This window comes from Helicobacter sp. MIT 03-1616, from assembly GCF_000765685.2.
GTDB classification, from domain to species: Bacteria; Campylobacterota; Campylobacteria; order Campylobacterales; family Helicobacteraceae; genus Helicobacter_C; species Helicobacter_C typhlonius.
In genome coordinates this window covers 189,706-202,516 of record NZ_JROY02000004.1, presented here as the reverse complement: position 1 = coordinate 202,516, position 12,811 = coordinate 189,706, and the positions used below count along the sequence as shown (strand labels likewise).

Sequence of the window (12,811 nt, the reverse complement as noted above, 5' to 3'; positions counted from 1 at the left end):
TCTAATCTCTTCGCCTAGAGTATTTGTAACAACTTCTACTCTACCACTTGCATCTTTTACTTCTGTGGTGAAGTCTAGTTTAGTATAGCTATCGAATACTCTTGCTATTTCATTGGTATCACTTCCTATTTTTGTTTGTAAATCATCAAGCATATGATTAAGCACTTCTTTAAGTTCATTAAGCTGTGGATTATGAGGTGTTTCTGTAATTCTTGCTCTTAAATCGCCAGATTCAATAGTCTTGGCTGTGGCGACTGATTGTTCCACTGCTTTTTTGTCTTTATCTAAACCTTCTTGCACATTTTGTATGTTTTCGTTAATTTCTCTTGCCATTTGTCCAAACTCATCGTTTGCCTTTGGAGTTATTAAGGTTGGTAGCGTATCCACTTCGTGGCGGATATATTTAAAGAAGTCAAAAAGCAAGTGTGAAATATTTCTTAATCGTGCAACAACTTGCGTGCGAACATAAAGAAATATGACGAATGTTACAAAAATGACAACAAGAATATTTGCAACTACCATTACACTTCTAAGCTTTGAAACAGAATCATAAATAGAACTCTCCGGAGCCGAAACAATTATTGTCCATACTGCTGCTATATCATCACTATCACCAATATAGATATTTGACACAGCGGTGTAACTCATCTCGCCTAATGAATTGATATAGCTAAAAATTCCCTCAATTTGATTTTCAATCGCGTGTTTAAGCTCATTCATTGTAGGACTTTGATTTACCTCACGCAAATATTTACCCAAGAATTCTTTTCTTCCGTGAGCAGCAATGGTTGAATCTGTCGCATACATCCCTTTAAAGTCGCCCTTATAAATAGAGTTTTTTTGGTCTTGGAGTATTGCTGAAACACTTGCTAAATCAATAAACACACCTAAAACCCCATACACAACACCCTTTTTGTCAATAAGAGGCTGGTTAATCCCCACACCAAAATATTCTTTGCCATTAATAGTTTGCCACGAAGGTGAACCTATCACTGCTTTCCCTGTCTCTAAGGTTTTTTTGACACTATTAAAATTTGCAATTGATTCACTTGATTGAATAACATGGCTTTGGTCATTTTCATCAGCAATGGCTAAAACCATAAAATCACCATTGGGCAATTTATGCTTGGAATTAGCGATATTTGTGCCTTTATATCGCTCATCTTTAGTGATATAAACATAGGCAAAATTTCCCCATTCATTACTATCAAACATATCCATAATATCATTTTCTAAAATAGCCTGTGCACCATTTTGCACATCACGCAATATAAACCCTCTTGATGCATTCATAGCAGTATAGATTCCATTAAAAATCCCCTCTGCCCAATTTGCCTCACGTTTAGCAGCATTGATAAGCATTTTGTTTGATTCTTCTTCTTGAATATTATGAGAAATTATCACAGTAATCGTTGTAACAATAAACATACAAACAACCAATATACTTGAAAAACAAAGTATAATCTTTGCACCAATACTCCAAGAACGAAAAAAACTCATTTTGTATCCTCACTACATTTTTAAACTTTGAATTATAGCAAAAATATTAAAAAATATAAAAATAAATTTGAATTTTATTAAATAAAGAAGACAACACTTAAGCATAATACAATCCAAAATGATAGAATTCTCAAAAAAAGTAAAGACTTATCTTAAAATAGTAGAGTAACCCATAAATTCCCTAAAATATAAGGAATCTATGAGAAAAATGTTAAATTTTCTTATAAGGAGCTTGTCCAACTTCGTAGTAATTATTGCCTGACGCATCAATAGCCACAATCACAGGGAAGTTTTCTATTGTAAGTCGTGCAACCGCTTCAGGTCCTAACTCAGGATAAGCTAAGACTTCATATTTAGTGATACATTTTGAAATGAGTGCTGCCGCACCACCCACAGCCACCATATATACAACGCCGTGCTTAACCATAGAATCTATGACTTCTTTGCTGCGATAGCCTTTACCAATCATTCCGTGAATGCCTTGCTCAATGATTGTCGGCGTATATTTATCCATTCTCCCGCTTGTTGTAGGACCTGCGCTACCAATCGCATTGCCCGGCTTTGCAGGAGTGGGTCCAAGATAATAAATCGTCTCGCCACTCAAATCCACAGGGAGCTTTTCTCCACGAGCTAATGCTTCAGTCAATGCCTTATGTGCCGCATCACGAGCACATAGAATCGTCCCGCTAATCAAAACGCTCTCCCCTGCTTTGAGGCTTTTTGCCACTTCTTTACTTATAGGTGCAGTGATTTTTTTTGGCTCTCCCATTTTCTCCTCCTTAAAGCTCAATATCAGCGTGTCGTGCGGCGTGGCAGTTGATATTTACTGCCACAGGAAGCCCGGCAATATGTGTAGGATACCATTCCACATTGACTTTAAACGCAGTCGTAGTGCCGCCTAATCCTTGTGGTCCTACGCCTGTTTGATTTGCAATTTCAAGCAATTCTTCTTCAAGTTTTGCATAGCGCGCATCAGGATTTTTAGAATCTATTTCGCGCACAGCCGCTTGTTTAGCTAGAATTGCTGCTTTTTCCATTGTCCCGCCAATGCCTACGCCAATCACCATAGGAGGACAAGCGTTTGGTCCTGCAAGTTTGACTGCTTCGGTAAAGACTTTTTTCACACCCTCAATGCCATCAGCGGGGACAAGCATTTTTAGCACACTTTTGTTCTCGCTCCCAAAGCCTTTAGGGCAGACTTTTAAATGCAGCTTATCGCCCTTAATAATGCGTGTGTGAATCACAGCAGGAGAGTTATTTGTCGTATTTTTGCGCTCATAAAGTGGCTCTTCTACGACAGATTTACGCAAGTAGCCATTGGTATAGCCCTCTTTGATACCCTCATTAATGGCATCTTCAAGGTAACCACCTGTGATATGCACATCTTGCCCGATTTCTACAAACACCACGCTCATACCTGTATCTTGGCAGATAGGCATCATATTGCTTTCCGCAATCTTGCCATTTTCAATGAGCGTATCTAGGATATTTTGCCCTAGTGCAGACTTTTCACTTCCCTTTGCCGCACTAAAAGCGCGTTTAATATCCGGCGTTTGGATACAGCACGCATTAATGGCAAGCTTAGCAACAGCGGACTTAATATCCTCAAATCGCACTTCTCTCATTCCTTCCTCCTTGTAGTTTGAATAAAACAGATAAATTCTACCCTACTCTATGTAAAAAACGCTTTAAATTATAGCCATTTATTGAATCCAAAGCCAAATTCTAGCCAAAAATAATGTCCCGCCAAGTATTGATATGTCGTGTAAAGAAGTGTTGTGAATCCCAGCTAATGCACCAAGCCCGACTTTATAATCTGTGCATTTGAGCTCATCGCAACTATACTCTGCCCACACAAAAGAAAGTGTAAGGCAAAAAAAATTTTTATTGTCGCTTCCTTCCCTCACATCAAGGCATAACTACACAAGTAGTATGTGTGGTTGTGTGAGTTTATTCATCATAGGTAATCAAATGACTATCCTCATCGCCATCAAAGCCCAAATAAATAAAAATTTGATTGCTTGTAGGTTGCTCTATAATCACTTCAACTGCGTTTTCTTTGTTGTAAAATTGAGTTTTATTTTGAGGTAGTTTTGATGGCAAAAACAAATGTGTTTTTCTTAACTCATTATACCTATCACTTAAGGCTGATATTGATGAATTTTTATATATACAATGTTTCCCAGCAGGATAATCATCATAGCGCACATCTACACAATGAGGAGCTGTGATGCTTGTTGTCTCTGTGGTATATTCTTTGCAACATTACCTTTATTATCAAAGCAAGACATTTCAGAGTGGCTATGCACTACTGCGTAGGCTTGCGTAGCAAATACTATGGCTAAAAGGATAAATTTTTGCATTGTTTTCATTATTAACTCCCTCCAAAAATTTTCTTATCTTTTCTTATCTTTAAGTGTCTTTATATCGCATTTAAGCTTACTAAACTCTACAATCTTGCCGTGAAATCGCGCAAAAATCTGCGCTAAACTCATATCTTGCAAATCCTTATCCTGCGCATAAAGTGCATATACATCGCTAAGATTCTCTCTTACCCCATTCTCACAAAATGCCCTTAATTCCTCATAATCCTCTATTTCCCTACCAAGCGCACAAAGCAGCTTGTAAGTGTATCTATCCACAACCATTACCTCACGCGCACAAGCATAGTTTAAAATTGCATACGCACTCTCGCGCCCTATACCCTTTTGAGCTATAAGCCATTCAAAATCCACATTTTCCTTAAAACTTTCAAAACTCCCAAAATCCGCTATAATCGCGCGTGAAATATTGATAATATATGCTGATTTTTGTCTCTGCAAACCAATAATATGTGATTGTAAAATCATAGAATCCACCCGCGCCATAGATTCTAAATCTTTTTGACAATCCCCGCTTAGAATCCCAGCCTTTGCCATAGATTCAAGCATTTGCTCTACCTTTGCCCACTGCGTATTTTGCACTAAAATTGCTCCAAGAACCACTTCAAAGCTTCCTGCTCCTTCCCACCACCAGCTTGGCTTCCCCTCTAAAAGCCCACGAGACTTTAGCACCCTTAATATATCAAAGCTAGATTCTATCATCACCCCTCACTTCTCTACCAAAATCTTATTAAAAAATGTCTCAATTAAGCTTTTTGCATACGCATTTTGTGGATTAGCAAAGACTTCTTTACTCACGCCCTGTTCCACCACCTGCCCATTATGCAAAATCAACACTTCATCACTCAAAGCGCGTAAAATCTCCAAATCGTGCGTGATAAAAATATAGCTCATATTCAGTTGTGCCTGAAGCTCCAAAAGGAGCGATAAAATAAGCTTTTGGGAGCTTTTATCAAGCGCAGAAGTAGGCTCATCAAGGAGCAAGATAGCAGGTTTGCGCACGATAGCACGCGCTATTGCCACGCGTTGCTTTTGTCCTCCGCTAAGTTCAAATGGGTATCTTTGCATATAATGTGAATCTAGCCCCACAGATTCTAAAGCCCATTGCACTTTATCCCTACACATACTCAATGCCTCACCCAAAGCCTCCGCGATAATATCGCCGATACTTAGACGCGGCGAGAGCGAGGAGAAAGGGTCTTGAAACACGATACTTATAGCATTGCGTAACATATAAAACTTTGTCCGTTCGTGCAATCTCCCTTGAAAATATATCTCGCCCTGTGTCTGTAAAAGCCCCAAAAGCCCAAGCGAGAGGCTAGATTTCCCACTCCCAGAAGCCCCAGCAATGCCTAGAATCTCCCCTTTTTGCAAGGTAAAATTGACATTTGATACAAGATCTTTAAAATGCGTTTTGAAAAAATGCCGCACAGATACACCCACGCTTAGATTCTTTACTTCTAAAAGCGTTTGTGTATCTTTGTCTTGAATCCCTATATTGTGAATCTCCCAATCCCACGCCTCTTTATCGTTGCTTTGAATCTTCTGCGATATTTTACCCTCTCTCTTTGGCAAGGTAAGAGATTCTATTAAAAAGCGCGTGTAAGCGTGGCTAGGGGCGTTAAAGATATGCTCCGTGCTATCTTGCTCCACCACCGCTCCATCTTTCATCACCACGACTTTATCGCAAAAGTCCCGCACTACGCCCAAATCGTGGCTAATAAACAAAATCGCGCTTAGTTCTAAGTTTGAGAGTAGCCCCATAATCTGCTTTTGCACCAGCACATCAAGCGCTGTTGTTGGTTCATCACAAATAAGAAGTGTGGGATTATTAATAATACTCATCGCTATTGCCACGCGTTGCTTTTGTCCTCCGCTAAGTTCAAATGGATAGCTGTGTGCGAATTTTGAATCTAGCCCCACTAAGCATAAAAGCTCTTCGAGCCTCTCCTGCGCCTTTATCTGCAATGCCCTACCGCGCAAATGTGGCTGCAGTGCGGGCGCGTGGAGATAGAAACTCTCCATTATCTGCTTTCCTACCTTTTGGAGAGGATTGAGGCTTGAAAGCGGTTCTTGTGGAATATAGGCAATCTCATTTCCACGCAAGACGCGCATTTGCTTTGGGCTAAGGCTCAACACATTTTTGCCATTAAAGCAAATCTCGCCGCTTTGAATTGCAATATTTGGCTGAAGATTCAAAATCATTTGCGCGAGCATACTTTTACCCGAGCCAGATTCGCCAACAAGTGCCACCCTCTCCTTTAGAGCGATACTTAGCGCGATATTTTTCAGCCTAAAATGCCCAGAGTGCGCAAAACTCGCATTCAAGTTCTTAATCTCTAGCATAGTTTGCCTTTATGGATTCTGTATTTACACAATTCCCTGCAGAATCCGCGCTTGTGGCATTTGTAGATTCTATAAAATCCGCACTTATAGGCTGTGTAATGTTTGCGAGATTTATAGAATCTCTGTGTAATTTGATATGCGGGTCAAAACTATCGCGCAAACCCTCACCGATAAAAACAAGTATCGAAAGCAATACGCACAGGGCAAAAAACGCAGTGATACCCAAATGCGGCGCAGAGAGATTATTTTTACCCTGCGCGAGAAGCTCTCCTAGACTTGCACTCCCCACAGGCATACCAAAGCCTAGAAAATCAAGGCTGGAAAGCGTTACAATACTTCCAGCCATAATAAAGGGCGCGAAAGTGAGTGTTGCGCTCATCGCATTAGGCAAAATATGCACGAACATAATACGCATATCGCTTACATTCATAGCCTTTGCCGCGCGGACATACTCGAGATTACGTGCCTTGAGAAACTCCGCCCGCACGAGATTCACAAGTATCATCCACGAAAAAGCTAACACCACACACAAAATCCAGCCAAAACTCGCCTCAAACATACTTGATATGATAATAATCACAAACAAAATAGGCACAGCATTGAAAATCTCAATGAGTCTCTGCCCCACCAAATCCACCATTCCGCCATAATAGCCCTGCATCGCTCCCGCGCACACGCCTATTACCACACTACACACGCTCAAAATGAGCGCGAACATAATGGAGATTCTATATCCATAAATAAGCCTTGCCGCCACATCTCGCGCCTTATCATCAGTGCCAAGCCAATGCTTAGAGTCCGGACCTGTGGGTGCTTGTGCATTTAAATCCATTACGATACTATCATAGCTATATGGAATGGGTGCGCGGAGGACAAAAGCATCTTTTAAAAGCTCATCTCTCACATAGCTATCCAAATAATCGCAGCTTGTTTCAAAATCCCCTCCAAATGTGCTCTCGGGGTAATCCACAAATACAGGAAAATACATTTGAGAATCCTTATAGATAAAAAGGGGCTTGTCGTTTGCAATAAACTCTGCTCCAAGACTCAATATAAAGAAAATGCAAAATAAGATAAGCGAGTAAAAGGCGCGTTTATTCTGCCTAAAAATATGCCAACGCATACGCGCTATGCTTATATGTGAATCTTGCACTACTTTAGGCATTTTTACCCCCAAAGTGAATACGCGGGTCGATGAAATAATAGAGCACATCGGTGATGATACCAAGCACTAAGGCGATAAAAGTAAAAATATAGAGTGTGCCAAAGACAACGGGATAATCGCGATTAACCACGCTTTCATAGCCTAAAAGCCCCAAGCCATCAAGGCTAAAAATAATCTCAATAAGCAAACTCCCGCTAAAAAACGCTCCCACAAACACCGCGGGGAATCCACTAATCACTAAAAGCATAGCATTGCGGAAAATATGCCTATACAAAATGTGATTTTCGCTCCCGCCCTTTGCTCGCGCGCATATTACATAACTTTTATGAATCTCCTCTAAAAAGCAATTTTTACTAAGCATACTCAAAGTTGCAAATCCACCAATAGAAATACACAGCACAGGTAAAAACAAATGCCATAAATAATCTTTTATCTTGCCAAAAGTGCTTAAAGTATCAAAATTTTCACTCACAAGCCCACGCAAAGGGAAAATCTCAAAATAGCTCCCACCGCAAAAAAGCACAATCGCCACCACGCCAAACATAAAAGCCGGAATGGCATTAAGCACAATAATCACCACGCTACTTATCATATCAAACTTAGAGCCATTGTGTAGGGCTTTTGCGATACCTAGCGGAATAGAGATAAGATAGATAAGAAGAGTGCTAAAGACACCTAGAGATATAGAGACAGGGAGCTTTTGGATAATGAGAGTAAGCACATCAGTTTGCGCGTAAAAACTCTCTCCAAACTCAAACTTCGCAAAATTCCATAGCATTTGCAGATACCGCTCACCGAGGCTTTTATCAAAGCCATAGAGTTTTTTTATCTCTTCTATAAGTTCAGGCTCTAAGCCAATAGAGCCTTTATAAAGAGTATTTTGCCCCACACTCGCTTCGCTGCCCTGCCCCGCACGCTCAATCTTTGCAATCGTCTGCTCAACCGGACCGCCCGGGGAGAGCTGCATAAGGAGGAAATTAATGCTAATAACACCTATAAGCGTAGGGATAATAAGAATAAGGCGTTTTAGTATATAGCCTAGCATTTGACCTCACATATTCTCGCACTCAATACTTTTAGTTTTCACCCAAACTTAATCAAGTCTAATTTAAACTTGATTAATCCTAACGAAGTTTTTATTGAAAATCTTTAGAATCTCGCGCTTATTTTTAAGATTCTAAAATTCTACAAGTTTCTAACTACCACACTCAATTTCACGCCAAGTCTCACTGAATTACTTTGATACAAACTCAACTCTTGCCTTTGATTCTATGCCTTAGAAGTTTTATAGAATCTCGCCCAAATGTTACTAAGGAGAGAGATTTGTTTTCGCAAACCTTGCGACATCTCTCTATCAGCATTTTGTGCTGCCTGCACCATACTTTGCCTCTAAAGCTTCGGCAAAAAATTCTTTTTGCGTTTTGGGAATCTCATCAGGGTGGTGGATTCTCATATGTTCTACATATTTATCATAGCTTGGCATTCCTACAAGCAAGTGCAAGAACCTATCGCTACGTTTATAGAGCAACTTAATCTTCTGCCACCATAGGCTAAAAAAATTCCCGCCGCGCGTTTTTTCTGTCTCTTTCATAACCCACCGCGTTCATAGAATCTCACACACAATGATAGTGTATTAAGTTTAACTACACACATAAGCTCCTTTAATAATTATGTGCTATCATTATGTAGGCTTAAATATAAATACAAGGACTTTTATGCAAGCATCACAGGTAGCACTCATCGTGCCAATCTACAATGTAGAAAAATATCTTGCAGATTGCCTAGATTCTATTATCAATCAAAGCTATAAGAATTTTAATATTATCCTTGTAGATGATGGGAGCAGTGATAAAAGCATAGAAATTGCAAAAACATATTTTAACAAAGATCATCGCATTACACTTATTTGCAAAAGCAATGGAGAGCAAGGAAGCGCAAGAAATATGGGGCTAGAATATATAAGCAATGGCTTTAATTTCACACCAATCATAGAATCAGGGCAAGATTTAGAATCTCACAAGCTACCTACTTTTGCATTTAAAGCCACGCTTAAGCCAAATGCCCTAAGCGCAAATAATATCAATTACTTTACAGGAGAGCCACTAGAATGTGTAATGGGGGCATAGAAAAAACCTAAGCCTATCTATCCCCTTTAAATCTATTGATTATAGTATCAATTCTTGCATTATTTTCTCCCACACAAACACACCACCTAATGATATAAGCTATATATGCTTTGTTGATTCAGATGATATGCTCACAAATGATTGTATCGCTACTTGTGTGCAAGAAATTGGGGATAAAAAATGCTTATACACGATATGCAAAAACTCTATGAAGATGGCATAACCCCGCACACAAATGGCAATTTTTTAGATCATTTGCACTTAAGGAAATATATTGGAAAAGATTATATATCCACAACACAGATATGGGCAGAAGCAAATCTATTTTGGTTTGTATGTGGCGGTATGTTTCACAAATCACTTTGTGATAACTTGCGTTTTAGCCCAAATATGAGAAATGAAGACATCTTGTTTGGTATGGTTTTATTTGCAAAGACAGATTCTATAAAAGTTATAAAATCTGCACTTTATATTTATCGCATAAGAGCAAATTCTACTGGGGACTATGCTTTTAGTAAAAGTGAGTCTCTAAAATCCTATCCTGCGTATATAACAGACATCGCAAATACCTTTAATAACAATCTCAAAATAAAACAATACTATTTTTCTTATTCTATTGCTTATATATGTTTAGGTATTTTAGCCTTTATTGATACATTACCGCCGAGCGAAAAAGATATGAGAGACAAACTCAACATATTTATTTCAAAATATATTGATTGGGCTTTTGGAGCACTTAAATTAGAATCTGATTTAAAACCATTAGAGCCATACACAAAATGGGTAGGCTCCTCAAAGAAACTCGCCTACTTTGCACCACATATTTTTAGTATTTTACGCGCTTGTGAAAATATATTTAAGAGATAAAAGAGAAAAGCGAGAATCTCGCAAAATGCAAAGATTCTCACAAAATAAACAAGAAAGGTTTATACCCCAAAAGGGGCATATTCTAATGCGAACTTGCTAGTTGTCCTTGAAAATCGCTTACCTTGCGATAAGGAGTTTCAGCAAGTGGAATATCATTTGTGCCTTTAGAGCAACGCAAACAAATCCTCACACATTGAATAAGCACTAAGATAGTAACACACATAAACAACGCACAGAGTGAAGCATTGATGAGGTTATTTGTAGCAATAGTCGCAAATCTTTCAGCCAACGCAGGGTCAGTTTCAGCAGCAGCAGCTTTTGCATTATTTTGCCAAAGTGCGATATGACTCACTGCATCGTGAACTCTCTCACCATTTGCAGGGAGAAGTTTGCATACACCCGCATATAGTGTGCTGATAAGCACCCAAGCAGCAGGTAAAATAGCCACCCACGCTTGTTTTGCTTTACCCATTTTGAAAAGCACCGTGATAACGGTGAGTAATGCAATACCTGCTAACATTTGATTTGATACACCAAAGAGCGTCCAAAGCGATTTTACTCCACCTTGTGGGTCAGTAACACCTTGATAGAGGATATATCCCCACCCAGCCACACAAATTAAAGTTGCCACAATGCCCCAGAATAATGAGTGAATATTACCGATAGGTTTATATACATTTCCTAGCACATCTTGCACCATAAAGCGTCCAGCACGAGTTCCTGCATCAACAGCAGTTAAAATAAAGAGTGCTTCAAACAAAATTGCGAAGTGATACCAAAATGCCACAGAGCCTTGATTAAAAAGAGGCACTTGAGCAATAATAGTAGCAAGTCCAATCGCAAATGTAGGCGCACCACCTGTTTTGCTTAGAATGCTATTCTCACCAATCTCTCTTGCCATACCCAAAATTTCTTCAGGCGTTATCACAAAGCCCCAAGCACTAATCGTCTGTGCCGCGACAGCCGCTGCCTCTGCTACATCTTTAATGCCTGTCGTGCCAAGCGTTGCAGGAGCGACATTGATAGAGAAATACAAGCCCGGAGTGAGAATCACCGCAGCAATCAAAGCCATAACTGCCACAGCAGATTCCATAACCATTGAGCCATAGCCTACCATTCGTGCGTGAGATTCTTTTTCTAGCATTTTTGGTGTTGTCCCGCTTGAAATAAGTGCGTGGAATCCACTAATCGCCCCACAAGCAATGGTAATAAAGAGGAATGGGAAAAGCTGCCCGCTAAACACAGGTCCTGTGCCATCTACAAACTTTGTTACACTCTCAAAGCACACTTCAGGTCTAACAATCAAAATTCCACCAGCCATAAGCACGATTACACCGATTTTTAAGAATGTGCTAAGGTAGTCGCGAGGTGCGAGCAAGAACCATACAGGCAAAATCGCTGCGATGAATCCATACACAATCATTACATAAGTCAATGTAACCGGAGTAAGTGTAAAAATCTCCGCCAAAGTAGGATTTGCTGCGACATCGCGTCCAAAGTAAAGAGCCAAAAGCAAAAGCCCAAAGCCCAATATACTTGCTTCACCAATCTTGCCCGGGCGGATATAACGCATATGAAGCCCCATATAAATCGCAATAGGAATTGTCATAGCAATCGTAAATAATCCCCAAGGAGATTCAGCCAGAGCATTTACCACCACAAGCGCCAAAATCGCAATAATAAGCATCATAATGCCTAAAATCCCAATCATCGCTATCGTGCCAATAGGCTTACCAAGCTCTAGTTTAATAATTTCGCCCAGAGACTTACCATTGCGGCGCATAGAGATAAAAAGCACCGTGAAGTCGTGCACCGCACCGGCTAACACAACGCCCACTACTACCCAAATCATACCGGGTAAATATCCCATTTGCGCAGCAAGGATAGGACCTACAAGCGGACCAGCCCCAGCGATAGCGGCAAAATGATGTCCAAAAAGCACGATTTTGTTTGTTGGACAAAAGTCGCGTCCGTCATTATTTACAACTGCGGGTGTGGCACGATTATCATCAAGCCCTAGCACCTTATATGCGATATACTTTGAGTAAAAGCGATAGCCTATCGCATAAATACATACTGCGGCGACTACAATCCATACAGCCGAGATAGTCTCTCCCGTGTGTAATGCCAAAACGCCAAAACACCACGCACCAAGCAGCGATACCGCCGCCCACAAGCCAATACTTAGAATCTTATTCATAACTCTCCTTCGCATTTTTAAAATATTTATGCCCTTAAAGTCTAAATACTTCAAACTTAAAGCCACGCTAAAATTTAAAGAAGTCTTTAACTTTTTGTCTTCTTAATGCAGATTAGTAACATCAAGGGTATTTCCTGCTTTGTTCTTTGTTAAGTCTTATTATCATTTATTTGGGTAAAATGACACATTATTACATAAGGCTTATAAATTAAGGGGGGGGGGGGCA

Annotated in this window: 13 protein-coding genes and 1 pseudogene; 2 read left to right on the top strand and 12 right to left on the bottom strand. The window is 39.9% G+C overall.

The window, feature by feature from the left end; translation table 11 throughout:
- The 11 genes and pseudogenes from LS67_RS04550 to kcuS all read right to left on the bottom strand — a co-directional run.
- Positions 1-1,500 (bottom strand): HAMP domain-containing protein (locus LS67_RS04550; protein ID WP_138109605.1); only part of this gene is annotated, 1,500 nt, incomplete at its 3' end.
- 211 nt (positions 1,501-1,711) lie between these two features.
- Positions 1,712-2,269 carry a Fe-S-containing hydro-lyase gene (locus LS67_RS04545; RefSeq protein ID WP_034328098.1) on the bottom strand — a complete coding sequence of 186 codons (558 nt, stop codon included), beginning with the start codon at positions 2,267-2,269 and terminating at the stop codon, positions 1,712-1,714.
- Between the two features lie 10 nt (positions 2,270-2,279).
- A complete protein-coding gene (locus tag LS67_RS04540) occupies positions 2,280-3,125 on the bottom strand; it encodes a fumarate hydratase (RefSeq protein WP_034328097.1) in 846 nt (281 codons plus the stop codon).
- A 78-nt stretch (positions 3,126-3,203) separates the two neighbouring features.
- Positions 3,204-3,407 (bottom strand): hypothetical protein, encoded by a 204-nt coding sequence (locus LS67_RS04535; RefSeq protein ID WP_034328095.1) that lies wholly within the window; start codon positions 3,405-3,407, stop codon positions 3,204-3,206.
- Between the two features lie 43 nt (positions 3,408-3,450).
- Complete coding sequence (locus LS67_RS04530; protein ID WP_034328093.1) at positions 3,451-3,708, bottom strand: hypothetical protein; 258 nt, start codon at positions 3,706-3,708, stop codon at positions 3,451-3,453.
- 2 nt (positions 3,709-3,710) lie between these two features.
- Positions 3,711-3,872 carry a hypothetical protein gene (locus LS67_RS09585; protein WP_156407281.1) on the bottom strand — a complete coding sequence of 54 codons (162 nt, stop codon included), beginning with the start codon at positions 3,870-3,872 and terminating at the stop codon, positions 3,711-3,713.
- A 24-nt stretch (positions 3,873-3,896) separates the two neighbouring features.
- Complete coding sequence (locus LS67_RS04525; protein ID WP_201274019.1) at positions 3,897-4,580, bottom strand: 3-methyladenine DNA glycosylase; 684 nt, start codon at positions 4,578-4,580, stop codon at positions 3,897-3,899.
- A 9-nt stretch (positions 4,581-4,589) separates the two neighbouring features.
- Positions 4,590-6,227, bottom strand: coding sequence for an ATP-binding cassette domain-containing protein (locus LS67_RS04520; protein ID WP_034328089.1), 1,638 nt, complete (start codon positions 6,225-6,227; stop codon positions 4,590-4,592).
- 133 nt (positions 6,228-6,360) lie between these two features.
- Positions 6,361-7,392, bottom strand: a pseudogene (locus LS67_RS04515) (ABC transporter permease); the annotation flags it as partial.
- Positions 7,385-8,437 (bottom strand): microcin C ABC transporter permease YejB, encoded by a 1,053-nt coding sequence (locus LS67_RS04510; protein ID WP_034328087.1) that lies wholly within the window; start codon positions 8,435-8,437, stop codon positions 7,385-7,387. The pseudogene LS67_RS04515 and the gene LS67_RS04510, both read right to left, overlap by 8 nt.
- A 309-nt stretch (positions 8,438-8,746) precedes the next feature.
- Entirely contained in the window at positions 8,747-8,983 is a 237-nt protein-coding gene (kcuS, locus tag LS67_RS04505; RefSeq protein ID WP_052082031.1) for a KCU-star family selenoprotein, read from the bottom strand.
- A 124-nt stretch (positions 8,984-9,107) separates the two neighbouring features.
- Here kcuS and LS67_RS04500 point away from each other — a divergent pair, with 124 nt between their 5' ends.
- Both LS67_RS04500 and LS67_RS04495 read left to right on the top strand, forming a co-directional pair.
- The gene (locus LS67_RS04500; RefSeq protein ID WP_034328085.1) at positions 9,108-9,518 is read left to right on the top strand and encodes a glycosyltransferase family 2 protein; all 411 of its coding nucleotides are present in this window, start codon (positions 9,108-9,110) and stop codon (positions 9,516-9,518) included.
- Positions 9,519-9,698: 180 nt separating this feature from the next.
- The gene (locus tag LS67_RS04495; RefSeq protein WP_034328083.1) at positions 9,699-10,385 is read left to right on the top strand and encodes a hypothetical protein; all 687 of its coding nucleotides are present in this window, start codon (positions 9,699-9,701) and stop codon (positions 10,383-10,385) included.
- Between the two features lie 82 nt (positions 10,386-10,467).
- Here the strand turns inward: LS67_RS04495 and LS67_RS04490 are convergent, their stop codons facing one another.
- On the bottom strand, positions 10,468-12,585 hold the full coding sequence (locus LS67_RS04490) for a carbon starvation CstA family protein (protein WP_034328081.1): 2,118 nt from the start codon (positions 12,583-12,585) through the stop codon (positions 10,468-10,470).
- Positions 12,586-12,811 lie beyond the last annotated feature (226 nt).